This is a genomic window from Thauera sp. WH-1 (assembly GCF_047806685.1).
Classification (GTDB): domain Bacteria; phylum Pseudomonadota; class Gammaproteobacteria; order Burkholderiales; family Rhodocyclaceae; genus Thauera.
Genome location: NZ_JBLQGP010000030.1, coordinates 1 through 22718, shown reverse-complemented (window position 1 = coordinate 22718; position 22718 = coordinate 1). Strand labels below are relative to the sequence as shown.

21 protein-coding genes are annotated in these 22718 nt (G+C 69.0%); 18 read left to right on the top strand and 3 right to left on the bottom strand.

The features are described 5' to 3' along the window. Positions 1 to 7 precede the first annotated feature (7 nt). The 12 genes from paaG (at position 8) to ACMV5O_RS19475 (ending at position 12871) form a co-directional block, all read left to right on the top strand. Entirely contained in the window at positions 8 to 802 is a 795-nt protein-coding gene (gene paaG / locus ACMV5O_RS19530; RefSeq protein ID WP_416165020.1) for a 2-(1,2-epoxy-1,2-dihydrophenyl)acetyl-CoA isomerase PaaG, read from the top strand. A 62-nt stretch (positions 803 to 864) separates the two neighbouring features. Beyond that, a complete protein-coding gene (locus tag ACMV5O_RS19525) occupies positions 865 to 2337 on the top strand; it encodes a 3-hydroxyacyl-CoA dehydrogenase (protein ID WP_416165026.1) in 1473 nt (490 codons plus the stop codon). After that, positions 2330 to 2797: a hydroxyphenylacetyl-CoA thioesterase PaaI gene (gene paaI, locus ACMV5O_RS19520; RefSeq protein WP_416165019.1), complete on the top strand. Its 468-nt coding sequence runs from the start codon at positions 2330 to 2332 to the stop codon at positions 2795 to 2797. The genes ACMV5O_RS19525 and paaI overlap by 8 nt, the downstream gene beginning before the upstream one ends. Before the next feature lie 36 nt (positions 2798 to 2833). Continuing rightward, the gene (gene paaK, locus ACMV5O_RS19515) at positions 2834 to 4159 is read left to right on the top strand and encodes a phenylacetate--CoA ligase PaaK (protein ID WP_416165018.1); all 1326 of its coding nucleotides are present in this window, start codon (positions 2834 to 2836) and stop codon (positions 4157 to 4159) included. A 10-nt stretch (positions 4160 to 4169) separates the two neighbouring features. Continuing rightward, on the top strand, positions 4170 to 5390 hold the full coding sequence (gene pcaF / locus ACMV5O_RS19510) for a 3-oxoadipyl-CoA thiolase (RefSeq protein ID WP_416165017.1): 1221 nt from the start codon (positions 4170 to 4172) through the stop codon (positions 5388 to 5390). 16 nt (positions 5391 to 5406) lie between these two features. After that, positions 5407 to 6192 (top strand): enoyl-CoA hydratase/isomerase family protein, encoded by a 786-nt coding sequence (locus tag ACMV5O_RS19505; RefSeq protein ID WP_416165016.1) that lies wholly within the window; start codon positions 5407 to 5409, stop codon positions 6190 to 6192. 111 nt (positions 6193 to 6303) lie between these two features. Further along, a complete protein-coding gene (gene paaA / locus ACMV5O_RS19500) occupies positions 6304 to 7311 on the top strand; it encodes a 1,2-phenylacetyl-CoA epoxidase subunit PaaA (protein ID WP_416165015.1) in 1008 nt (335 codons plus the stop codon). After that, positions 7308 to 7604, top strand: a complete 297-nt coding sequence (gene paaB / locus ACMV5O_RS19495; protein WP_004299876.1) for a 1,2-phenylacetyl-CoA epoxidase subunit PaaB — start codon at positions 7308 to 7310, stop codon at positions 7602 to 7604. The genes paaA and paaB overlap by 4 nt, the downstream gene beginning before the upstream one ends. Beyond that, positions 7604 to 8386, top strand: coding sequence for a 1,2-phenylacetyl-CoA epoxidase subunit PaaC (gene paaC / locus ACMV5O_RS19490; protein WP_281051015.1), 783 nt, complete (start codon positions 7604 to 7606; stop codon positions 8384 to 8386). The genes paaB and paaC overlap by 1 nt, the downstream gene beginning before the upstream one ends. Before the next feature lie 11 nt (positions 8387 to 8397). Continuing rightward, entirely contained in the window at positions 8398 to 8904 is a 507-nt protein-coding gene (gene paaD, locus ACMV5O_RS19485) for a 1,2-phenylacetyl-CoA epoxidase subunit PaaD (protein ID WP_416165014.1), read from the top strand. A gap of 19 nt (positions 8905 to 8923) precedes the next feature. Then, a complete protein-coding gene (locus tag ACMV5O_RS19480) occupies positions 8924 to 10021 on the top strand; it encodes a 2Fe-2S iron-sulfur cluster-binding protein (RefSeq protein WP_416165013.1) in 1098 nt (365 codons plus the stop codon). A 189-nt stretch (positions 10022 to 10210) separates the two neighbouring features. Further along, positions 10211 to 12871, top strand: a complete 2661-nt coding sequence (locus tag ACMV5O_RS19475; protein ID WP_416165012.1) for a GNAT family N-acetyltransferase — start codon at positions 10211 to 10213, stop codon at positions 12869 to 12871. A gap of 18 nt (positions 12872 to 12889) precedes the next feature. Here ACMV5O_RS19475 and pap read toward each other — a convergent pair whose 3' ends face one another. Together pap and ACMV5O_RS19465 are read right to left on the bottom strand one after the other, a co-directional pair. Next, complete coding sequence (gene pap, locus ACMV5O_RS19470; protein WP_416165011.1) at positions 12890 to 14371, bottom strand: polyphosphate:AMP phosphotransferase; 1482 nt, start codon at positions 14369 to 14371, stop codon at positions 12890 to 12892. Between the two features lie 122 nt (positions 14372 to 14493). Further along, positions 14494 to 15216, bottom strand: coding sequence for a 16S rRNA (uracil(1498)-N(3))-methyltransferase (locus ACMV5O_RS19465; RefSeq protein ID WP_416165010.1), 723 nt, complete (start codon positions 15214 to 15216; stop codon positions 14494 to 14496). 51 nt (positions 15217 to 15267) lie between these two features. Here ACMV5O_RS19465 and ACMV5O_RS19460 point away from each other — a divergent pair, with 51 nt between their 5' ends. The 5 genes from ACMV5O_RS19460 to ACMV5O_RS19440 all read left to right on the top strand — a co-directional run bounded on the left by ACMV5O_RS19460 (position 15268) and on the right by ACMV5O_RS19440 (position 21665). Continuing rightward, on the top strand, positions 15268 to 16077 hold the full coding sequence (locus ACMV5O_RS19460; protein ID WP_416165009.1) for an inositol monophosphatase family protein: 810 nt from the start codon (positions 15268 to 15270) through the stop codon (positions 16075 to 16077). A gap of 118 nt (positions 16078 to 16195) precedes the next feature. Further along, positions 16196 to 17071 (top strand): phosphoribulokinase, encoded by an 876-nt coding sequence (locus ACMV5O_RS19455; protein ID WP_416165008.1) that lies wholly within the window; start codon positions 16196 to 16198, stop codon positions 17069 to 17071. Between the two features lie 161 nt (positions 17072 to 17232). Further along, complete coding sequence (gene tkt, locus ACMV5O_RS19450; protein WP_416165007.1) at positions 17233 to 19248, top strand: transketolase; 2016 nt, start codon at positions 17233 to 17235, stop codon at positions 19246 to 19248. Positions 19249 to 19384: 136 nt separating this feature from the next. Beyond that, positions 19385 to 20413, top strand: coding sequence for a type I glyceraldehyde-3-phosphate dehydrogenase (gene gap / locus ACMV5O_RS19445; RefSeq protein WP_416165006.1), 1029 nt, complete (start codon positions 19385 to 19387; stop codon positions 20411 to 20413). A 67-nt stretch (positions 20414 to 20480) separates the two neighbouring features. Next, positions 20481 to 21665, top strand: a complete 1185-nt coding sequence (locus ACMV5O_RS19440) for a phosphoglycerate kinase (protein ID WP_416165005.1) — start codon at positions 20481 to 20483, stop codon at positions 21663 to 21665. Between the two features lie 59 nt (positions 21666 to 21724). Here the strand turns inward: ACMV5O_RS19440 and ACMV5O_RS19435 are convergent, their stop codons facing one another. Next, positions 21725 to 22138 (bottom strand): hypothetical protein, encoded by a 414-nt coding sequence (locus ACMV5O_RS19435; RefSeq protein ID WP_416165004.1) that lies wholly within the window; start codon positions 22136 to 22138, stop codon positions 21725 to 21727. A 170-nt stretch (positions 22139 to 22308) separates the two neighbouring features. On the opposite strand from ACMV5O_RS19435, the gene ACMV5O_RS19430 reads away from it, so the two are divergent. Next, positions 22309 to 22718, top strand: a 410-nt coding sequence (locus ACMV5O_RS19430; protein ID WP_416165003.1) for a pyruvate kinase, incomplete at its 3' end; no start/stop codon positions are given.

Here is a 22718-nt window from a genome sequence, read left to right as displayed (position 1 = left end):
GCCGACCATGGAATACAAGAACATTCAGTTCGCAGTGGAGGCGGGCATCGCCCGCCTGACGCTGAACCGCCCCGACAAGCTCAACAGCTTCACCGGCGAGATGCACGGCGAGCTGCGTGACGCGCTCGACCGCATCCAGGCCGACAAGGCCGTGCGCGTGCTGGTGCTCACCGGTGCCGGCCGCGCCTTCTGCGCCGGCCAGGACCTCGCCGATCCCGACATGGCTGCGGTGGGCGGGACGATGCCCGACATCGGCAACGTCGTCGAAAAGAACTACAAGCCCCTGGTGCTGCGCCTGCAGAACCTGCGCGTGCCCACCATCGCCGCGGTCAATGGCATTGCCGCTGGCGCCGGCGCCAGCGTGGCGCTGGCCTGCGACCTGGTGGTGGCGGCGAAATCCGCCTCCTTCCTGCAGGCCTTCAGCAAGATCGGCCTGGTGCCCGACACCGGCGGCACCTGGTTCCTGCCCCAGCGCGTCGGCATGGCACGCGCGATGGGCCTGGCGCTGCTGGCCGACAAGCTGCCCGCCGACAAGGCCGCCGACTGGGGCCTGATCTGGGCCGCCTACGACGACGCCGAATTCGGCGCCAAGGTCGATGCGCTCGCCGCCCAGCTCGCCAGCATGCCGACCAAGGCGCTGGTGCGCACCCGCCAAGCGATGCACGCCGCGCCCGGCCACACGCTCGAGCAGCAGCTCTCCTTCGAAGGCGGCTTCATGCGCGAGCTGGGCTGGAGCCCGGACTACGCCGAGGGCGTTGCCGCCTTCATGGAAAAGCGCGCACCGAAGTTCACCGGGGAATGAGCGTGACGAACCCGCAAGCCCTCCCGACTTCCGCCGTCATCGCCGTCGTCGGCACCGGCGCCATGGGTGCCGGCATTGCCCAGGTGGCGGCCGCCGCCGGCCACGTGGTCAAGCTGCTCGACAACCGTCCCGGCGCCGCTGCCAAGGCGATCGAAGGCATCCGCGCCCAGTTCGGCAAGCTCGCCGACAAGGGCAAGATGAGCGCGGAGGCCGCGCAGGCGGCCGGCGCGCGCCTGGTCGCGGTCGAGCAACTCGCCGACCTCGCGGATGCCGCGCTGGTGACCGAGGCCATCGTCGAGAACCTCGAGGCCAAGCAGACGCTGTATCGCGAGCTCGAAGACATCGTCGGCGCCGATTGCCTCTTCGGCACCAACACCTCGTCGATCTCGGTGACCTCGATCGGCGCCGCGCTCAAGCGCCCCGAGCGCCTCACCGGCCTGCACTTCTTCAACCCGGCGCCGCTGATGAAGCTGGTCGAGATCGTGTCCGGCCTTGCCACCGACAAGGCGGTCGCCGACACCCTGTTCGCCACTGCCGCCGCGTGGGGCAAGACGCCGGTGCATGCGCGCTCGACGCCTGGCTTCATCGTCAACCGCGTGGCGCGCCCCTACTACGCCGAGGCGCTGCGCATCCTCAACGAAGGCGGCGGCGACTGCGCCACGCTGGACGCCATCATGCGCGACGCCGGTGGCTTTCGCATGGGCCCGTTCGAGCTGATGGACATGATCGGCCACGACGTGAACTTCGCCGTGACCCGCTCGGTGTGGAACGCCTTCTACAACGACCCGCGCTTCACCCCCTCGCTGATCCAGCAGGAGCTGGTGGATGCCGGTTTCCTCGGGCGCAAGAACGGCCGCGGCTTCTACGACTACCGCGAAGGCGCCGAGCGCCCCGCGCCGCAGGTCGCGGTGGCGCAGCAGGCGCCCGACGCGGTCGTGCTGCACGGCCATTCGGCAGCCGTGCACGCGCTCGCCGACCGCCTCTTCGAGCGCAACATCCCGCACTCCTGGGGCGAGGCCAACGACGGTCGCATCGCCGAAGTGGGCGGCGCGGTGATCTTCGTCACCGACGGCCGCACCGCCACCCAGCGCGCCGCAGAGATGGGCATCGCCAACGTGGTGCTGATCGACCTCGCGCTCGACTATGCCACCGCCACCCGCATCGCCCTGGGCGCCGCGATCAACTGCTTCGCACCCGCGGTCGGCGCCGCCGTCAGTCTGCTGCAGGCCGCCGGCTTCGAGGTCTGCCGCCTCGGCGACACGCCGGGCCTGGCGGTGATGCGCACCGTGGCGATGCTCGCCAACGAGGCCGCCGACGCGGTGAACCAGGGCGTGTGCGACGCCGCCGGCGCCGATGCGGCGATGAAGCTGGGCGTGAACTACCCGCGCGGTCCGCTGGAATGGGCCGACCGCGTCGGCCTGCCGACGATCTGCACCGTGCTCGCCAACCTCGCCCGCTTCTACGGCGAAGACCGCTATCGCGTCTCGCCGCTGATCCAGCAGCGCGTCCTTGCCGGAAAGAAGATCCATGACTGAAAGACACGACATCCCCACCGACCCGCAGGCGCTGGCCGAGGCCGTTGCCGCGGCGATGTGGTCGCGCGACCGCGCCGCCCAGGCCTTGGGCATGCGTATCGAGGCCGTCGGCCCCGGCACCGCCACGCTCAGCATGCGAGTGCGCAGCGACATGGTGAATGGCCATCACATCTGCCACGGTGGCCTCATCTTCAGCCTCGCCGACACCGCCTTCGCCTACGCCTGCAACGCCTACAACCGCAACACCGTGGCCTCGGGCTGCAACATCGACTTCGTCGCCCCGGGCAAGGAAGGCGACACGCTGACCGCCGAAGCGATCGAGCGCTCGGCGTCGGGCCGCACCGGTGTCTATGACATCACCGTGCGCGACAGCGCCGGCAGGACGGTCGCGCTCTTCCGCGGCAAGAGCTACCGCATCGCCGGCGAGGTCATCGCCGGCCTCGACGCAGAACAGGCCTGAGCGGCCACCCCAGAACAGAGAGGAGAACACGAAACCATGACCGTGAAGAGCCCCACGCCCGGCGACCTCGATCCGATCGAAACCGCCAGCCGCGACGAGATCTCGGCCCTGCAACTGCAGCGCCTGCAGTGGTCGGTGCGCCACACCTATGACAACGTCGAGCCCTACCGCAAGCGCTGCCAGGAAGCGGGCGTGCATCCGGACGACCTCAAGGCGCTGGCAGACCTCGCCAAGTTCCCCTTCATGACGAAGACGGACCTGCGCGACAACTACCCCTTCGGCCTCTTTGCCGTGCCGCGCAACAAGGTGCTGCGCCTGCACGCCTCGAGCGGCACCACCGGCAAGTCGGTGGTGGTCGGCTACACGAAGAACGACCTCGACAACTGGGCCGACGTCGTCGCGCGCTCCTTGCGTGCCGCCGGCGTGCGTGCCGGCGACATGGTGCATAACGCCTACGGCTACGGCATGTTCACCGGCGGCCTTGGCGCCCACTACGGTATCGAGCGCGCCGGCTGCACCGCGGTGCCGATGTCCGGCGGCCAGACCGAGAAGCAGGTGCAGCAGATCATGGACTTCCGCCCCGACGCGATCATGGTCACGCCCTCCTACTCGCTGGTGATCGCCGAGGAGTTCGAGCGCCTCAACATCAAGCCCGAGGAGATCTCGCTCAAGGTCGGCATCTTCGGCGCCGAACCCTGGGGCGAAGGCATGCGCAGCGAAATCGAGCGCAAGCTCGGCATCGACGCCATCGACATCTACGGCCTCACCGAAGTGATGGGCCCCGGCGTGGCCAGCGAGTGCATCGAGACCAAGGACGGCCCGGTGATCTGGGAAGACCACTTCTACCCCGAGATCATCGACCCCGACACCGGCGAGGTGCTGCCCGACGGCGAGGAAGGCGAGCTGGTGTTCACCTCGCTGACCAAGGAAGCCTTCCCGGTCATCCGCTACCGCACCCGCGACCTCACCCGCCTGCTGCCGCCGACCGCGCGTTCGTTCCGCCGCATCGGCAAGATCACCGGGCGCTCGGACGACATGCTGATCGTGCGCGGCGTGAACGTGTTCCCGACCCAGATCGAGGAGCAGATCATGCGCGACAAGCGCCTGTCGGGTAACTACCAGATCGTGCTCACCCGCGACGGCCACCTCGACAACGTCGAGATCCGCGTCGAGGTCCAGCGTGAGCTGTCGGGCACGCTCAGCCGCACCGAGACCGAGACCATCGCGCGCGAGCTGCAGCACCACATCAAGACCATCATCGGCATCTCCACCAAGGTGAACGTGATGGAGTTCGACACCATTCCGCGCACGCTGACCGGCAAGGCTCGCCGCGTCATCGACCAGCGCCCCAAGCAACTGTGAGGAGCGCACGATGACTCAAGTCTCAACGACCCAAGCCTTCATCTGCGACGCCATCCGCACCCCGATCGGCCGCTACGGCGGCACCCTGGCCGCCGTGCGCGCCGACGACCTCGGCGCCGTGCCGCTCAAGGCCCTGATGGCGCGCAATCCCCAGGTCGACTGGGCCGCGGTGGAAGACATCATCTACGGCTGCGCCAACCAGGCCGGCGAGGACAACCGCAACGTCGCGCGCATGTCCGGCCTGCTCGCCGGCCTCCCGATCGAAGTCCCCGGCACCACGGTCAACCGCCTGTGCGGCTCGGGCATGGACGCCATCGGCCTGGCCGCGCGCTCGATCAAGTCGGGCGAGACCGAGCTGATGATCGCCGGCGGGGTCGAGAGCATGTCGCGCGCGCCCTTCGTGATGGGCAAGGCCGAGTCCGCCTTCTCCCGCCAGGCCGCGATCTACGACACCACCATCGGCTGGCGCTTCATCAACCCGCTGATGAAGAAGCTCTACGAGACGCACTCGATGCCGCAGACCGCGGACAACGTCGCCGCCGAGTTCAACATCTCGCGCGCCGACCAGGACGCCTTCGCGCTGCGCTCGCAGCAGCGCTGGGCCGCCGCGCACGCCGCCGGTCGCTTCAAGGACGAGCTGGTGCCGGTGGAGATCCCGCGCAAGAAGGGCGAGCCGATCGTGTTCGACACCGACGAGCATCCGCGCCCGGAGACCACGCTCGAGATGCTGGCCAAGCTCAAGGGCGTCAACGGCCCCGAGCTCAGCGTCACCGCCGGCAACGCCTCGGGCGTCAATGATGGTGCCTGCGCGCTGCTGCTGGCTTCCGAAGTCGCCGCAGCCAAGCACGGCCTGACCCCGCGTGCGCGTGTCGTCGCCATGGCCACCGCCGGCGTGGCGCCGCGCATCATGGGCTTCGGCCCGGCGCCGGCGGTGCGCAAGGTGCTGGCCAAGGCGGGCCTCACGCTCGAGCAGATGGACGTCATCGAGCTCAACGAAGCCTTTGCCGCGCAGGCGCTCGCCGTGGTCCGCGACCTCGGCCTGGCCGACGACGAAGCGCGCGTTAACCCCAACGGCGGCGCCATCGCCATGGGCCACCCGCTCGGCATGAGCGGCGCGCGCCTGGTCACCACCGCCGCCTACGAGTTGCAGCGTCGCAATGGCCGCTACGCCTTGTGCACGATGTGCATCGGCGTCGGCCAGGGCATCGCGATGATCATCGAGCGCGTCTGAGGCACGGGACAGGGCCATGAACTACGAAACCCTCGCCATCGAGCGCCGCGGCGCCGTCGCCACCCTCTGGATGGATCGGCCGGCGGTGTTCAACGCCTTCAACGAGCAGCTCATCGCCGAACTCGCCGCCGCCTGCAGCGAACTCGACGCCGACGCCAGCGTGCGCGTGGTGGTGCTGGCCGGTCGCGGCAAGCACTTCTCGGCCGGTGCCGACCTCAACTGGATGCGCCGCGCCGCGGACAGCACCGAGGCCGAAAACCTCGCCGATTCGCGCAAGTTCGCCGCCATGCTGCGCACGCTGTCGGGGCTGTCGAAGCCGACCATCGCCCGCGTGCAGGGGGCGGCGCTCGGCGGCGGCACCGGCCTCACTGCCGCATGCGACATGGCGATCGCGGCCGAGGATGCCAGCTTCGCGACCTCCGAGGTCAAGTTCGGCATCATCCCCGCGGTCATCAGCCCCTACGTGCTGCGCGCCATCGGCCCGCGCCACGCGCTGCGCTACTTCCAGAGCGCCGAACGCTTCGGCGCTGCGGAAGCCAAAGCCATGGGGCTGGTCAATGAGGTCGTCGCCGTCGACGAGCTCGACCCCGCGGTCGAGCGCCTGGTCCAGGCCCTGCTGGCCTGCGGCCCGCAGGCCCAGCTTGCCGCCAAGCAGCTGATCGCCGCGCTCGCCGGGCGTCCGATCGATGACGCCGTCGCCGAAGAAACCGCCACCCGCATTGCCCGGCAGCGCGCCACCGCCGAGGCGCGCGAAGGTTTCGCGGCCTTCTTCGACAAGCGCCCGCCGGCATGGATGGCATGAATACCCGCCGCGCACCACGCGCGGCGGCCGATTGAGGAGTGGGCGGGCCGCTTCCACGTCCCGCGTTCCGCGCCGGTATCTCCCGGTGCGGTGTTTGCTAGGAGGAAACACATGTACACCCAGGCAATGGACATTCCGGACGAGTCCGGGAAGAAACTGGCCGCCGTATCCAGCGCACAGAGCGACCTGGAAGCGGCATTCGAGGCCCGCATCGACGCCGACGGCCGCATCGAGCCGCAGGACTGGATGCCGGAGGCCTACCGCAAGACCCTGGTGCGCCAGATCAGCCAGCACGCCCACAGCGAGATCGTCGGCATGCTGCCCGAAGGCAACTGGATCTCGCGCGCCCCGAGCCTCAAGCGCAAGGCCATCCTGATCGCCAAGGTCCAGGATGAAGGCGGCCACGGCCTCTACCTGTACTCGGCGGCCGAGACGCTCGGCACCAGCCGCGACCAGATGCTCGAAGGCCTGCACTCGGGCAAGGCCAAGTACAGCTCGATCTTCAACTACCCGACGCTCAACTGGGCTGACGTCGGCGTGATCGGCTGGCTGGTCGATGGGGCGGCGATCATGAACCAGGTCCCGCTGTGCCGCTGCTCCTACGGTCCGTATGCGCGTGCCATGGTCCGCGTGTGCAAGGAAGAATCCTTCCACCAGCGCCAGGGCTACGAAGCCCTGCTGGTGATGATGAAGGGCACCGACGAGCAGCGCGCGATGGTGCAGGACGCGGTCAACCGCTACTGGTGGAAGTGCCTGGCCATGTTCGGGCCGCCGGACGCCGACAGCCCGCACAGCGCGCAAGGCATGCGCTGGGGCATCAAGCGCATCAGCAACGACGACCTGCGCCAGAAGTTCATCGACGCCACCGTGCCGCAGGCCAAGGTGCTGGGCGTGACCCTGCCCGACCCCGCGCTCAAGTGGAACGAGGCGCGCGGCCACTACGACTACGGCCAGATCGACTGGGCCGAGTTCTGGAACACCGTCGAAGGCAACGGACCGTGCAACAAGGAACGCCTGGCCACCCGGGTCAAGGCTCACAACGATGGCCAGTGGGTCCGCGACGCGGCCCAGGCCTACGCCCGCAAGCAAAAAGAACGCGCACTGAAGGAGGCAGCATGAACACCCCCGCACTCAAGGATTGGCCGCTCTGGGAAGTCTTCGTCCGCAGCAAGCAAGGCCTCGAGCACAAGCACTGCGGCAGTCTGCACGCGGCCGACGCCGCCCAGGCCCTGCACATGGCGCGCGACGTCTACACCCGCCGCCAGGAAGGCGTGAGCATCTGGGTCGTGCCCTCGGTGGCGATCACCGCCAGCAACCCGGACGACAAGGGCGAGCTGTTCGACCCCGCCGCCGACAAGATCTACCGCCATCCGACCTTCTACGAAATCCCTGAAGAAGTGGGGCACATGTAATGAGCACGCCGATCGACTACCTGCTGCACCTGGCCGACAACGCCGTCGTGCTCGGCCAGCGCAATGCCGAATGGTGCGGGCACGGCCCCATCCTGGAAGAAGACATGGCGCTGGCCAACGTCAGCCTCGACCTCATCGGCCAGGCCCGCCTGCTGTACCAGCGCGCCGCCGAGCTGATGGGCGGTGACGCCACCGAGGACAAGCTGGCCTATTTCCGCGGCCCGCACGAGTTCCGCAACTACACGCTGCTCGAGCTCCCGCACCACGGCCCGCTGGTGGGCTACGCCGCGGCCGACCGCGACTACGCCACCACCATCGTGCGCAACTTCCTCTATTCGGCGCTGATGGTGCATGTGTGGGACGGCCTGCAGCAGTCCGCCGACGCCAGCCTGGCCGCGATCGCCGCCAAGTCGCTGAAGGAAACCAGCTACCACCTGCACCATTCGCGTGACTGGCTGGTGCGCATGGGCGACGGCACCGAGGAGTCGCACGCCCGCGCGCAGGCGGCGGTGAACCACCTGATGCCCTACACCGAGGAGTTCTGGACCACCAGCCCGGCCGAAGGCGCCGCGGTCGCGGCCAAGATCGGCATCGACGTGTGGGCGCTGCGCCCGGCCTGGGATGCGCTGGTGAACGACGCCCTGGCCGAAGCCACGCTGACCCGCCCGAACTTCCACGGCTACGTGACCGAGGGCAAGATCGGCCTGCACTCCGAGCACCTGAGCTATCTGCTCGGGGAGATGCAGGGCCTGGCCCGCGCCCACCCGGGCGCCACCTGGTAAGGACGAAGGCCATGAGCAGCGTCGTGGACAAGATCTGGGCCACCCTCGAGCCCCTGACGGACCCCGAGATCCCGGTGGTGACCCTGCGCGAGCTGGGCATCCTGCGCGATGTGCGGGAAACGCCGGCGGGCATCGAGGTGGTCATCACCCCGACCTACAGCGGCTGCCCCGCCATGGGGCAGATCGAGGACGACGTGCGGGCCAGCCTGGAACAGGCCGGCATCGAGGCGCGGGTGATCACCCAGCTCGCGCCAGCCTGGACCACCGACTGGATGAGCGACGAGGCCAAGGAGAAACTGCGCGCCTACGGCATCGCCCCGCCCCAGCGCAGCTGCGGCAGCAGTGGCGAGGTCAGCGTGCTGAAGTTCGTGCGCCGGCAGCCGACCGAAGCGGTCCCCTGTCCGCAGTGCGGCTCCACCCACACCGTCGTCACCTCCGAGTTCGGTTCCACGGCCTGCAAGGCGCTGTACAAGTGCCTCGACTGCCAGGAGCCCTTCGACTATTTCAAACCCTATTAAGAGCCGGAGCCCAGACGCCATGTCAGCCCCCCGTTTCCAAGAACTCGCCGTCAAGCGCGTGAGCCCCGAGGCCGCCGGCGCGGTGGCGATCACCTTCGCCATCCCCGAGACCGAGCGCGAACGCTTCGCCTTCGAGCCGGGCCAGTTCCTCACTGTTCGCGCCACCATCGACGGCCAGGACGTGCGCCGCAACTACTCGATCAGCAGCCCGCGCAGCCGGCTGGCCCGCAACGGCGAACTCGAGATCGGCATCCGCCCGGTCGAGGGCGGCCTGTTCTCCAACTGGGCGGCGAAGTCGGTCAAGGCCGGCGACACCCTCCAGGTGATGCCGCCCGACGGCCGCTTCGTGATCAGGAAGAAGCGCGCGATCCACCGCGTCGGCTTTGCCGCCGGCTCGGGCATCACGCCCATCCTGTCAATCGCCGCGAGCACGCTGGAAGAGCAACCGGACTCCAAGTTCACGCTGATCTACGGCAACCGCCGCATGTCGACGGTGATGTTCAACGAGGAACTGCAGGACCTCAAGGACCGCTACCGCGACCGCCTGACGATGATCCACATCCTGTCGCGCCAGGCGCAGGAAGTGGACCTGCTGCAGGGCCGCATCGACGGCGCCAAGGTGCGCGCGATCATCGACGCCCTGCTGCCGGTGGGCAGCATGGACGAGGTCTTCATCTGCGGGCCGGACGAGATGATCACCGCCACCGAGACCGCGCTGACCGAGGCCGGGGTGCCCGCCGACCGCATCCGCACCGAGCGCTTCACCGTCAACCTGCCCCCCGGCGCGCATCCGGTCGGTGCCTCGAGCACCGCCGAAGCGGTCGCGGCCGCGACCAAGGACATCACCATGGTCCTGGTGCTCGACGGCAAGGAGCACGAGATCGCGATTGGTCCGGACGAGCACCTGCTCGACGCCGGCCTCAACGCCGGTCTCGACCTGCCGTTCTCGTGCAAGGCCGGCGTGTGCTGCACCTGCCGCGCCAAGGTCACGGAGGGCGAAGTCGTGATGGACAAGAACTTCACCCTCGAGGCCGACGAGGTGGCGCAGGGCTACGTGCTGAGCTGCCAGGCGCGCGCCACCACCAAGCGCCTCAGGCTCAGCTTCGACGAGCGCTGACACGGTACTGCGGGCCGACGGCGCCCACCCGTCGCGTGCAACAGCCAACGGCCGTCTCGACGGCCGTTTTCCATTGCGGCGGGACTTGCGGGCAGCGGCTGTCATCGGCGGCAACTGATACAGATCAACGAAGCAACGCCGGCATGCTGGTATCACTTCAATCTCGACCCACCTTGGACAGCGAACGCCATGGCCGGCCCCCACGCTCTCAGCTCTGCCTTCGAACCGTCCTCGATCGCCGTCATCGGCGCCTCCGACACACCGGGTTCGGTCGGCCGCCTGATCTACCGCAACCTGATCGAAGGCGGCTATCGCGGCACCCTGTACGCGGTCAATCCGAAGTACGACAGCATTCAGGATCAGCCCTGCCACCGCTCGATCGAGGACATCGGCCGCCCGGTCGACCTGGCCATCATCGCCACCCCGGCGCGCGTGCTGCACAACGTGACCGCCCAGTGCGGCCGCAGCGGCGTGCGCAATGCGGTCATCGTCAGCGCCACCGGGCGCACGCTGGAGCGGCGCATCATCGAGACCGCGCGCGAGACCCGGCTGCGCCTGCTCGGGCCGGGCAGCCTCGGCATCGCCCGCCCCGGCAGCGGCCTGATCGCCGCCCTCACCCGCATCGCCGTCAAGCCCGGCGAGATCGCCCTCGTCTCGCAATCGGGCGCGATGTGCTCGGTCGTGCTCGACTGGGCGCAGACCAACAACGTCGGCTTCTCGTCGGTGATCTCGCTTGGCGGCACGGTGGACATCGACTTCGGCGAAACCCTGGAGTACCTGATCCACGACCCGCAGACACGCTACATCCTGCTCTACGTGGACCACATCCGCGACGCACGCCACTTCATGAGCGCGCTGCGCTCGGCGGCGCGCGTCAAGCCGATCATCCTGCTCAAGGCCGGCCGCCACGGCCGCAGCGACAACAATGCCCCGGCGGCGGACAGCGCCGGCCTCGCCGACCGGGTCTTCGACGCCGCCATGCGCCGCGCCGGCGTCGTCCGCGTGCAGAACATCGACCAGCTGTTCTTCGCCACCAAGGCCCTGTCCTGCGGCTTCCGCCCGCGCCAGGACAGCCTCGCCATCGTCTCCAACGGCAGCGGCCCGGCCGACCTCGCCGCCGACCGCGCCAAGGACCTCGGCACCGCGCTGGTCAGCCTCGGCTCGCCCACCGTCGCCACGCTCGAGCGCCTCGGCGGGCGCGAGCGCGGCTGCCACAACCCGCTCGACCTCGGCGGTGACGCCAGCCCGCAGCTGTTCCGCGATGCCATCCTCGCGCTGGCCGAGGACGCCGCCGTGTCGAACGTGCTGGTCATCCTGTCGCCGCATGCCCTGGTCGAACCGGTCGAGGTGGCGCAGGAGATCATCGACCTCGCCGCCCAGGTGCGGCTCAAGCTGTGCTGCTGCTGGATGGGCGGCGGCCAGGTCGCCGAGGCGCGCGCACTGCTCGAGCAGGCCGGACTGCCGGTGTTCAGCTCACCGGAGGCGGCGATCGAGCTGTTCCACAACATCTCGCGCTTCCACCACAGCCAGAACCTGTTGCTGCAGACCGCCGGTGGCGGTGGCGCCGGCACCTATCGCCGCACCGGCGGCGCCCGCGTGCTGATCGAGACCTTGCTCAACCAGCGCCGCCACACCTTGTCGGCGATGGAGTCCAAGGCCCTGCTGCGCAGCTTCGGCATCCCGGTCACGCACACCACCGTCGCCCGCGACGCCACCGAGGCGCTGTTCATCGCCGAGCAGGTGGGCTTTCCGGTGGCGATGAAGGTCGACGCGCCCGAGCTCGACAGCAAGTCCGAAGCGGGCGGCGTGCGCCTCAACCTCAACAGCGCCGAATCGGTGTGGACCGCCTACCAGGACATCGTCGATGCGGTGCGCCTGCGCCACCCGCAGGCGCAGGTAAACGGCGTGGCGATCGAACCCTATCTGTACCGCCCACGCGCGCGCGAATTCAACGTCCAGGTGCACCGCGACCCCACCTTCGGTCCGGTCATCAGCCTCGGCGCGCAGGACGCCTCCGCGCCGCGCACCTTCGCCCTGCCGCCGCTCAACCCGGTGCTGGCGCGCGACCTCATCGACTCGGCGATGCCCGCCGCGGCGCAGGGCCCGCGCAGCCAGGCGGGGACGCTCAACCGCGGCGCGGTCGAGCAGGTGCTGGTGTCGGTATCCGACCTGGTGTGCGAACTGCCCTGGGTGCGCGAGCTGGAGATCGGCCCGCTGATCGTCGATGCCGACGGTGCCGTCGCGGCCGATGCCCGCGTCGCCATCGACCACGGCCTGCCCGCCGGCAGCGACCGCTACGCCCACATGGCGATCCACCCCTATCCGCTGCACCTGATCCAGGACTGGAAGGTCGGCGACGGGCGCGCCGTGCGCACCCGCCCGGTCCGACCCGAGGACGCCAAGCTGCTGCTCGCCTTCTTCGACGGCCTGAGCAAGGAGAGCCGCTACCTGCGCTTCATGGAGGATCTGCAGGAACTCAGCCCGGCGATGGTCGCGCGCTTCACCCAGATCGACTACGACCGCGAGATGGCGCTGATCGCCACCACCCCCGACGACAAGGGCGCCGAGCAGATGGTCGGCAGCGCCCGCTACGCGCTCGCCGCCGATGGCGAGTCGGTCGAGTTCGCCCTCGTCGTCGCCGACGCCTGGCAACGCTTCGGCCTCGGTCGCCGGCTCATGGGCGCCCTCATCGAGGTCGCGCGCAGCAAGGGCTACCGCAGCATCTTCGGCGACGTCCTCGGCAACAACGCCAAGATGCTGCGCCTGATGCACGGCCTCGGCTTCCTCGTCCAGCCCCACCCGGAAGAGAGCGCCTTGCGACGCGTGGTGAAGCCGTTGCACGGCAAGTGAGCGGCCGCGCAGCGGGCATCAGCCGAGCACTGCCTCCAGCCGCTCGCAGATCGTGCGCAGCACCTTGATGCGGGCGTAGTGCTTGTCGTCGGCCTCGACCAGGGTCCACGGCGCGTACTCGGTGCTGGTGCGATCGACCATGTCGCACACGGCGCGGCTGTAGTCGTCCCACCTGTCGCGGTTGCGCCAGTCTTCGTCGGTGATCTTGAAGTGCTTGTGCGGTTCGGCCTCGCGCGCCTTGAAGCGGGCGAGCTGCTCGTCCTTGCTGATCGCCAGCCAGAACTTGATCACCACCACCCCGGCCGCCACCAGCTCGTCCTCGAAGTCGTTGATCTCGGCGTAGGCCCGCATCCAGTCGGCCTCGGTGCAGTAGCCCTCGACCCGCTCGACCAGCACGCGGCCGTACCACGAGCGGTCGAAGATCAGGACCTTGCCGCGCGGCGGCAGGTGGCGCCAGAAGCGCCACAGGTAGGGCTGCGCGCGCTCCTCCTCGGTGGGCGCGGCAATCGGCACGATGCGGTACTGGCGGGCGTCGAGCGCGCCCACCACGCGCCGGATCGCGCCGCCCTTGCCGGCCGCATCCATGCCCTCGAACACCAGCACCAGCGCGCGGCGGCGAAACGCCTCGGAGCGCGACAGCAGCGCCAGCCGCCCCTGCAGGGGCTCGAGCAACTGGTCGTACTCCTTGCGCTTCATGTCGTGGCGCACCAGCGCGTCGAGCACGTTCAGCGCATCCACCCTGGGCGGCAGCGGCGCCGCCGACAAGCGCGGCATCCAGTGCTGGCTGGCGGCATCCAGGCGGCGGCGCAGCGCCGACAGCAGGGTGCGGCCGACGAACAGGGCGCGGTAGTTGGCGTCCGAGCCGTCGACGATCAGCCACGGCGCCTCGGCCGTGCTGGTGGTGCGCAGGATGTGTCCCGCGACCTCGCGATAGCGGTCGTAGAGCTCGAAGTAGCGCCAGTCGCGCTCGGTCACGCGCCAACGCGTGCGGGCATCCTTCTGCAGCGCCTTCAGGCGCCTCTTCTGCTCGCCTTTCGACAGATGGAACCAGAACTTGACCAGCAGCACGCCCTCGTGCGCCAGCATCGCCTCGAAACGGCGGATGTCGTCCAGGCGCTGGTCGAGCTGGGCCCGCTTGCTGGCCCCCTCGACACGCTCGGCGAGCGGCTGGGCATACCAGTTGTTGAACAGCACGCCGATCTTGCCGCGCGGCGGCAGGGCGCGCCAGAAGCGCCACATGAAGGGGCGCTCGGATTCCTCGACGGTCGGCGCATCGAAGGCCCAGGTCTGGATGTGGCGCGGATCCATCCACTCGTTGAGCAGGTTCACCGTCTCGCCCTTGCCGGCCTTGTCCACCCCGTTGATGAGCACGACGACGGCAAACTGGCGCAACTCGAGCAGATCGAACTGGGCGTCGAGCAATTCGGCACGCAGGCCCGGTACCGCCGCCTCGAAGGCTTGGCGCGCGGTGCGATGGCCAAGCTCGGCAGATTCGAACATATTCAGCCTCCCTGCTTGTTGCGGATGCGCCGGCGGCCTGCTCCACCCGTGCGAGTCGGCGCCTTGAAGCGGCGGCTTGAACCGGCTGACTGACTCGGCGCCCGGCGTCGTGCGCCGCCCGCTCAGTAATCGCCCCAGCGCGCCTGCAGCGCCGCGAGCGCGGCGAGGCCGGCGGTCTCGGTGCGCAGCACGCGCGGCCCAAGGCGCACACGACGGCAGCCGGCGGCGTCGAAGGCCGCCAGCTCGGCCTCGCTCCAGCCGCCCTCCGGGCCCACCAGCAGATGGACCGCCGCCTGCGGCCGCGGCTCCTCGCCGAAGCTCGTCAGCCCGCCGGGCGCCAGCACGTAGTTGAGGCCGTCGCGATGCGCTGACAGCCAGTGCAGCAGGGGTTGCAGCGGTTTCAGCTCGGGAATGCGGTTGCGGCCGCACTGCTCGCAGGCCGCCACCGCCACCTGCTGCCAGTGCGCCTGGCGCTTGTCCGCGCGCTCGCCCGCGAGCCGCAGCACCGAGCGTTCGGCCTGCACCGGCTGGATCGCGCTGACGCCGAGCTCGACCGCCTTCTGCACCACCCAATCCATCTTGTCGCCGGTCGCCAGCGCCTGCACCAGCACCACCTGCAGCGGCGATTCGCGCTCCACCGCGCGACGCTCGCCCAGCTGCGCGAAGCCGGCCTTGCCGCGCACGACCAGCCGAGCCTCGACCTCGCCTCCCTGGCCGTCGAACAGCACCAGCGGCGCGCCATCGTGCAGGCGCAGCACGCGCAGCGCATGGTGGGCGAGCGGCTCGGGCAGGGCCACCTCACCGCTGGCGGGCAGGCTGCCATCAAAGTGGAATCGGGAAATCATCGTAAGATTATAGGCCCGAGCATCGTCCGTCCGTCCGGCAAGGAGTCCTGCATGCCCACCGCCGCCCAACGCCTGGCCCGCGCCCGCGCCCTCGAATCCATGGTTCGCGACATTGCCCGCGAGGAGATCCTGCCGCGCTACCTGAAGTCGGCGCGCAGCCGCAAGGCCGATGGCTCGCTGTTCACCGAGGCCGACCTCGAATCCCAGCACCGCTTTACCGAAGCGCTGCCGCGCTTCCTGCCTGGCGCCGTGCTGGGCGAGGAGATGACCGCGACCGAGCAGGCGCACCTGTGGAACGAGGGCGGTCGTGGCCTGTGGTGCATCGACCCGATCGACGGCACCACCAACTTCGCCAACGGCATCCCGCTGTTTGCCGTGTCGATCGCCTACCTGATCGACCACGCGCCGGTGCTCGGCGTGGTCTACAACCCCATCACCGACGAATCCTTCTACGCCGCGCACGGCGCCGGCGCCTTCCTCAACGGCGCCGAGCTGCCCCTGCGCCAGGGCGCGACCACCTTGCGCGACGCCGTCGCCGGCGTCGATTTCAAGCGTATCAGCCATCACCTGGGCGACGAGCTCGCGGTGCGGCCGCCCTACTACTCGCAGCGCAACTTCGGTTCGAGCGCGCTCGAATGGTGCTTCGTCGCCGCCGGCCGGCTCGATGTGTACCTGCACGGCGGCCAGATGCTGTGGGACTACGCGGCGGGACGCCTGATCCTGGCCGAGGCCGGTGGTCACGCCGAGGCCCTCGACGGCGGCGAACTGATGGCCGGCCCGGCCATCAAACGCGGTGTGATCGCGGCGGTCACGCCTTCGCTGTTCGCCGAATGGTCGGCCTGGATCAAGGGTCGCTCCTGAGCGCCGCTGCACAGCCGCCAACTTTTCGGGCCAGATCGCGTCCACGCGCTTTCGCGCACGATTGCGGCAGTGCAAAATCGCCGTGTAGCGAATTCATTCGCCGACGGCGGAGACCATCATGTCCATGAAGCACCCCATCATCGCCGTCACCGGCTCATCCGGCGCCGGCACCACCACGGTCAAGCACACCTTCGAGGCGATCTTCCATCGCGAGAACGTCAACGCGGCCATCGTCGAGGGCGACAGCTTTCACCGCTACACGCGCAGCGAGATGAAGACGCTGATCGAGGAGGCCGAGCGGGCCGGCCAGCGCGGCATCAGCCATTTCGGCCCCGAAGCCAACCTGCTCTCCGAGCTCGAGAGCCTGTTCCGGGCCTATGGCGAGGCCGCCACCGGACGCCGGCGCTACTACATCCACAACGAAGCCGAGTCGATGCGCTGGAACCTGCCGATGGGCACCTTCACCGAATGGGAAGACCTGCCGGTGGGTACCGACTGCCTGTTCTACGAAGGCCTGCACGGCGCGCTGGTGACCGAGAACGTGAACGTGGCGCGCCATGTGGACCTGCTGATCGGCGTGGTACCGACAATCAATCTCGAGTGGATCCAGAAGCTGCACCGCGACACCAAGCTGCGCGGCTATACCGCCGAGGCGGTGCAGGACACCATCCTGCGCCGCATGCACGACTACGTGCATTACATCGTGCCGCAGTTCGCCGGCACCCACATCAACTTCCAGCGCGTGCCGGTGGTCGATACATCCAACCCCTTCATCGCGCGCGACGTGCCGACGCAGGACGAATCGATGGTGGTGATCCGCTTCAAGGACCCGCGCGGGGTGGACTTCCCCTACCTGCTGCGCATGATCCACGACGCCTTCATGAGCCGCGCCAACACCATCGTGATTCCGGGGGGCAAGCTCGACCTGGCGATGCAGTTGATCCTGACGCCGCTGATCTGGAAGCTGATGGAGCGCCGCCGGCAGTGGGTGTAGCTGCGGTGCGGCGAGCCTGCAGACCGCTGCCCCGCCGCGCGCTCGCCGTGTGTTCGCCGTAGCGGGCGCACCGCGTAATTGCACCGCAACATTGCCAACCACCCGGACTTTTAAGGGATAATTGCGGCCTTTCTAATGTTGGCCTCCGGCCCGAGAACAGCATGCAGTCGTCCCGTAACGTCAAGCCTCCGGTCTTCAACCCCATCACCGGCGCCATCCGCGCCCTGGCGATGGATGCCGTGCAGCAGGCCAACTCCGGTCACCCGGGCGCGCCGATGGGCATGGCCGAGATCGCCGAGGTGTTGTGGCGCCACCACCTGCGCCACAACCCGGCCAACCCCAAGTGGGCCGACCGCGACCGCTTCGTGCTGTCCAACGGCCACGGCTCGATGCTGCTCTACGCGCTGCTCCACCTCACCGGCTACGACCTGCCGATCGAGGAGCTCAAGCGCTTCCGCCAGCTGCACAGCAAGACCCCCGGCCACCCCGAATACGGCTACGCCCCCGGCATCGAGACCACCACCGGCCCGCTCGGCCAGGGCATCACCAACGCCGTGGGCATGGCGCTGGCCGAGAAGATCCTCGCCGCCGAGTTCAACCGCCCCGGCCACGACGTCGTCAACCACCACACCTACGTCTTCCTCGGCGACGGCTGCCTGATGGAAGGCATCTCGCACGAGGCCTGCTCGCTCGCCGGCACCTTGGGCCTCTCCAAGCTGGTCGCCTTCTACGACGACAACAACATCTCGATCGACGGCCATGTCGACGGCTGGTTCACCGACGACACCCCGAAAAGGTTCGAAGCATATGGATGGCAGGTCATCCGCGACGTCCAGGGCCACGACCCGGTGGCGATCGAAGCCGCCATCCAGCAGGCCAAGGCCAACACCGCCCAGCCCACGCTGATCTGCTGCAAGACCATCATCGGCGCGGGCGCGCCCAACAAGCAGGACAGCCACGACGTGCATGGCGCCCCGCTCGGCGCCGCCGAGATCGAGGCCGCGCGTGCCCACATCGGCTGGAGCCACCCGCCCTTCCACATCCCGGCCGACGTCTACGCGGCGTGGGATGCGCGCACCCGGGGCGCCTCGCTCGAGGCGCAGTGGAACGCCGCCTTCGCCACCTACCGCGCCGCCCACCCCGAACTCGCCGCCGAGTTCGAGCGCCGCATGGGCGGCGAGTTGCCCGCCGACTGGGACGCCCACGTCGCCGCGGTGCTCGCCAAGGTCAGCGACAAGGCCGAGACCATTGCCACCCGCAAGGCCAGCCAGAACGCCATCGAGGCCTACGCGCCCAAACTGCCCGAGCTGCTCGGTGGCTCGGCCGACCTCGCCGGCTCCAACCTCACGCTGTGGTCGGGCGCCAGGGGCGTCAGCAAGAGCAGCGGCGGCAACTACGTCTATTACGGCGTGCGCGAGTTCGGCATGGCGGCGATCGCCAACGGCGTCAGCCTGCATGGCGGCCTGATCCCCTACACCGCCACCTTCCTGATGTTCAGCGAGTACGCGCGCAACGCCCTGCGCATGGCCGCGCTGATGAAGATCCGCCAGATTTTCGTGTTCACCCACGACTCGATCGGCCTCGGCGAGGACGGCCCCACCCACCAGCCGGTGGAGCAGACCGCCACCCTGCGCCTGATTCCCAACATGGACGTGTGGCGCCCCTGCGACACCACCGAATCGGCGGTCGCCTGGGCGAGCGCGATCGCGCGCAAGTCGGGCCCGACCAGCCTGTGCTTCTCGCGCCAGAACCTGCCCTTCCAGGCCCGCAGCGCGGACCAGGTCGCCGCGATCCGCAAGGGCGGCTACGTGCTGTCGGAAGCCGCCGGCGCCAAGCCCCAGGCGGTGATCATCGCCACCGGCTCCGAGGTCGCCCTCGCCATGGCGGCGCAGAAAACGCTGGCCGAGCAAGGCGTTGCCGTGCGCGTCGTGTCCATGCCCTCGACCAACGTCTTCGACCGCCAGGACGCCGGCTACAAGGCGAGCGTGCTGCCCGCCGGCCTGCCGCGCATTGCGGTCGAGGCGGGCTGCACCGATGGCTGGTACAAGTACGTCGGCCTGGAGGGCCGTGTGGTCGGCATCGACCGCTTCGGCGAATCGGCCCCGGCGGGCGAGCTGTTCAAGTATTTCGGCATCACCGCAGATGCGGTGGTGCAGGCCGTGAAGTCGGTGCTCTGACGACAGCCTGGCGCGGGAGCGGCTCCGGAGACGGACCGCTCCCGCTGCACAAGAGGACGCCGCCCGACGCGGGCCGGCAGGGCAGCAAGATTCACGAACACCCGGTTTTCCATCGTAATTTCAGGGAGAAGCATCGATGAGCATCAAGGTCGCCATCAACGGTTTCGGTCGTATCGGTCGCTGCACGCTGCGCGCCATCTACGAGCAGGGCCTGCAGAACGAATTCGAAGTGGTCGCCATCAACGCCTCCGGCGATCTGGCCACCAACGCCCACCTGCTCAAGTACGACACCACCCACGGCCGCTTCGCGACTTCGGTCGAGACCGAGGGCGAGAACCTCATCATCATCGACGGCAAGCCGATCCCCTTCTACTCGACCAAGGACCCGAAGGGCGTCAACTGGGGCAGCCACGGCGTGGACGTGCTGCTCGAGTGCACCGGCGCCTACACCACCAAGGCCAAGGCCCAGGCCCTGCTCGACATGGGCGCCAAGCGCGTGCTGATCTCCGCGCCGGGCGGCGACGACGTCGACACCACCATCGTCATGGGCGTCAATGAGGAAGTGCTGCGTGGCGACATGACCGTCGTCTCCAACGCCTCGTGCACCACCAACTGCCTGGCCCCGGTCGCCAAGATCCTGGCCGACAGCGTGGGCATCAAGCAGGGCCTGATGACCACCATCCACGCCTACACCAACGACCAGGTCACCGTGGACGTGCGCCACAAGGACCTGCGCCGCGCCCGCGCTGCCGCCGCCAACATCATTCCGACCAAGACCGGCGCGGCCAAGGCCGTCGGCCTGGTGCTGCCGCAGCTCGTCGGCAAGGTCGATGGCTTCGCCCTGCGCGTACCCACCATCAACGTCTCGCTGGTCGACCTCACCTTCACCGCCGAGCGCGCCACCACCAAGGAAGAGATCAATGAACTGATGACCGCCGCGGCCAAGGGCCCGCTGAAGGGCATCCTCGCGGTCAACACCGAGCCGCTGGTGTCGTCCGACTTCAACCACACCACCGTGTCCTCCACCTTCGACGCCACCCAGACCCGCGTCATCAAGGGCGAGGACGGTTCGGTGCTGGTCAAGGTCCTGGCCTGGTACGACAACGAATGGGGCTATTCCTGCCGCATGCTCGACGCCGCCCGCGCCTTCGCCAACGCCAAGTAAGCCGGCTGCCCATCGCAAACCCTCAACGCCCTGTCCTGCAGGGCGTTTTCACGAGACCGAAGCCATCATGCAAGTCAAGAAGCTCACCGACCTGGACGTCGCGGGCAAGCGCGTCTTCATCCGCGCCGACCTCAACGTGCCGCAGGACGAAGCCGGCAACATCACCGAGGACACCCGCATCCGCGCCTCGATCCCGTCGATCCGCTACTGTCTCGAGCGGGGTGCCGCGGTCATGGTGACCTCCCATCTTGGCCGTCCCACCGAAGGCGAGCTGCGCGCCGAGGATTCGCTGATGCCGGTCGCCGTGCGCCTGGGCCAGCTCCTCGACAAGCCGGTCAAGCTGATCCAGGACTGGGTCGACGGCGGCTTCGAGCTCAAGCCGGGTGAGGTCGTGCTGCTCGAGAACTGCCGCTGCAACAAGGGCGAGAAGAAGGACAACGAGGAACTCGCGAAGAAGATGGCCGCGCTGTGCGACGTCTACGTGAACGACGCCTTCGGCACCGCCCACCGCGCCGAGGCCACCACCCACGGCATCGCCCGCTTCGCGCCGGTGGCCTGCGCCGGCATGCTGATGGGCGCGGAGATCGACGCCCTGGGCAAGGCGCTGCACAACCCGGCGCGCCCGCTGGTGGCGATCGTCGGCGGCGCCAAGGTGTCGACCAAGCTCACCATCCTGCGCACGCTGGCCGACAAGGTCGACCAGCTCATCGTCGGTGGCGGCATCGCCAACACATTCCTGCTCGCCGCCGGCAAGCGCATCGGCGAATCGCTCGCCGAGCCCGAGATGGTGCGCGAAGCCCAGCAGGTGATGGACATCATGAAGGCGCGCGGCGCCGACGTGCCGCTGCCGGTGGACGTGGTGGTGGCCGACGAAGTCTCGGCGCTCGCCCGTGCCAACCGCATCCCGGTGGACGAGGTCGGCCCGCACGACCGCATCCTCGACTTCGGCCCGAAGAGCTCGGCCAAGCTCGCCGACATCATCGCCCACGCCGGCACCATCGTCTGGAACGGCCCGGTCGGCGTCTTCGAGTACCCGCAGTTCGCCGGCGGCACCAAGATGATGGCCTCGGCCATCGCCCACTCCGAAGCCTTCTCGATCGCCGGCGGTGGCGACACCCTGGCCGCGATCGCCAAGTTCGACATCGCCCAGGACGTCGGCTACATCTCCACCGGCGGTGGCGCCTTCCTCGAGTTCCTGGAGGGCAAGACCCTGCCGGCGATCGCCGCGCTGGAAGAGCGCTTCAAGGACTGATCGGGCAGGACCTGCGACGCCACCACCCACGGCCGTCCGCTGCGACGGCCGTGGCTCGTTTACAGCTCCGGGTGCAGCTCGAAGTCGGTGCGGCGGCGGCCGCGCGCGCTGCGCCGCTCGACCATTGCCGGCTCGTGCAGCGCCCCGGCCAGCCGGCGATACGGATTGCGCCTGACCTCATGACGGCGGTCGTCATGGTGTTGGTAAGCACAGGTGCAGTGCCCCGCACGGCAGCCCGGCAGGGGCAGCGCAGGCGCCTCGACCGACAGGAAGCGCAGCCCCTCGAGACGAGGCGCCAGCGCGCAGCAAGCCGCGCCGGGGCGGATCGTCACGCAGTGATAGGGATGATGATCCTCCGCCATCACGGCAGCGGGCGGCCCGGCAGCCGGTACGGGCTCGCGCCGACGCAGGAACAGGAAGCCGAGCACCCCCACCGCGGCCGCAAAGGCGACCAGCATCGCAGCACCATCCATGAGCTTTCTCCACACGCCTTTGTCCGAAAGATAGTACATACGGGTGAGAAAGTCGCGTTTCCTTGAGCCCGCACGCCGCGACCGCGGCTTGCCCCCCGCGGCGGCGAGGCAAGCCGCTAGAATGCGCCCAGCACACTGTCCCGCCCGCCGACCCGCTGCAGGAGCCCCGGATGTCCCGTCACACCAAGATCGTCGCCACGCTCGGCCCCGCCTCGTCCGACCCGCACGTGCTGCAACGCATGGTGCAGGCCGGCGTCGACGTGGTGCGCATGAACTTCTCCCATGGCAAGGCCGAGGACCACGTTGCCCGCGCCAGCGCCATCCGCGAGGCCTCGGCGCTCGCCGGCCGCCCGGTGGGCATCCTGGCCGACCTGCAAGGGCCCAAGATTCGCGTCGGTCGCTTCGCCGAGGGCCGCATCACGCTCAGTCGCGACCAGGCCTTCATCCTCGATGCCCGTTGCGAGATGGGCACCAGCGAGCGCGTCGGCCTTGACTACAAGGATCTGCCCAGGGACGTGAAGGCGGGCGACGTGCTGCTGCTCGACGACGGCCGCTTGAAGCTGACCGTGCAGCGCGTGCT

Excerpts from the sequence above, each read along its gene's own strand:
- pcaF (WP_416165017.1), top strand. The coding sequence starts at position 4,170 with ATGACTCAAGTCTCAACGACCCAAGCCTTCATCTGCGACGCCATCCGC.
- gap (WP_416165006.1), top strand. The coding sequence starts at position 19,385 with ATGAGCATCAAGGTCGCCATCAACGGTTTCGGTCGTATCGGTCGCTGC.
- paaI (WP_416165019.1), top strand. The coding sequence starts at position 2,330 with ATGACTGAAAGACACGACATCCCCACCGACCCGCAGGCGCTGGCCGAG.
- paaK (WP_416165018.1), top strand. The coding sequence starts at position 2,834 with ATGACCGTGAAGAGCCCCACGCCCGGCGACCTCGATCCGATCGAAACC.
- ACMV5O_RS19440 (WP_416165005.1), top strand. The coding sequence starts at position 20,481 with ATGCAAGTCAAGAAGCTCACCGACCTGGACGTCGCGGGCAAGCGCGTC.
- ACMV5O_RS19480 (WP_416165013.1), top strand. The coding sequence starts at position 8,924 with ATGTCAGCCCCCCGTTTCCAAGAACTCGCCGTCAAGCGCGTGAGCCCC.
- paaA (WP_416165015.1), top strand. The coding sequence starts at position 6,304 with ATGTACACCCAGGCAATGGACATTCCGGACGAGTCCGGGAAGAAACTG.
- ACMV5O_RS19435 (WP_416165004.1), bottom strand. The coding sequence starts at position 22,138 with ATGGATGGTGCTGCGATGCTGGTCGCCTTTGCGGCCGCGGTGGGGGTG.
- pap (WP_416165011.1), bottom strand. The coding sequence starts at position 14,371 with ATGTTCGAATCTGCCGAGCTTGGCCATCGCACCGCGCGCCAAGCCTTC.
- ACMV5O_RS19455 (WP_416165008.1), top strand. The coding sequence starts at position 16,196 with ATGTCCATGAAGCACCCCATCATCGCCGTCACCGGCTCATCCGGCGCC.
- ACMV5O_RS19505 (WP_416165016.1), top strand. The coding sequence starts at position 5,407 with ATGAACTACGAAACCCTCGCCATCGAGCGCCGCGGCGCCGTCGCCACC.
- ACMV5O_RS19525 (WP_416165026.1), top strand. The coding sequence starts at position 865 with ATGGGTGCCGGCATTGCCCAGGTGGCGGCCGCCGCCGGCCACGTGGTC.
- ACMV5O_RS19460 (WP_416165009.1), top strand. The coding sequence starts at position 15,268 with ATGCCCACCGCCGCCCAACGCCTGGCCCGCGCCCGCGCCCTCGAATCC.
- paaD (WP_416165014.1), top strand. The coding sequence starts at position 8,398 with ATGAGCAGCGTCGTGGACAAGATCTGGGCCACCCTCGAGCCCCTGACG.
- paaC (WP_281051015.1), top strand. The coding sequence starts at position 7,604 with ATGAGCACGCCGATCGACTACCTGCTGCACCTGGCCGACAACGCCGTC.
- paaB (WP_004299876.1), top strand. The coding sequence starts at position 7,308 with ATGAACACCCCCGCACTCAAGGATTGGCCGCTCTGGGAAGTCTTCGTC.
- tkt (WP_416165007.1), top strand. The coding sequence starts at position 17,233 with ATGCAGTCGTCCCGTAACGTCAAGCCTCCGGTCTTCAACCCCATCACC.
- ACMV5O_RS19475 (WP_416165012.1), top strand. The coding sequence starts at position 10,211 with ATGGCCGGCCCCCACGCTCTCAGCTCTGCCTTCGAACCGTCCTCGATC.
- ACMV5O_RS19465 (WP_416165010.1), bottom strand. The coding sequence starts at position 15,216 with ATGATTTCCCGATTCCACTTTGATGGCAGCCTGCCCGCCAGCGGTGAG.
- paaG (WP_416165020.1), top strand. The coding sequence starts at position 8 with ATGGAATACAAGAACATTCAGTTCGCAGTGGAGGCGGGCATCGCCCGC.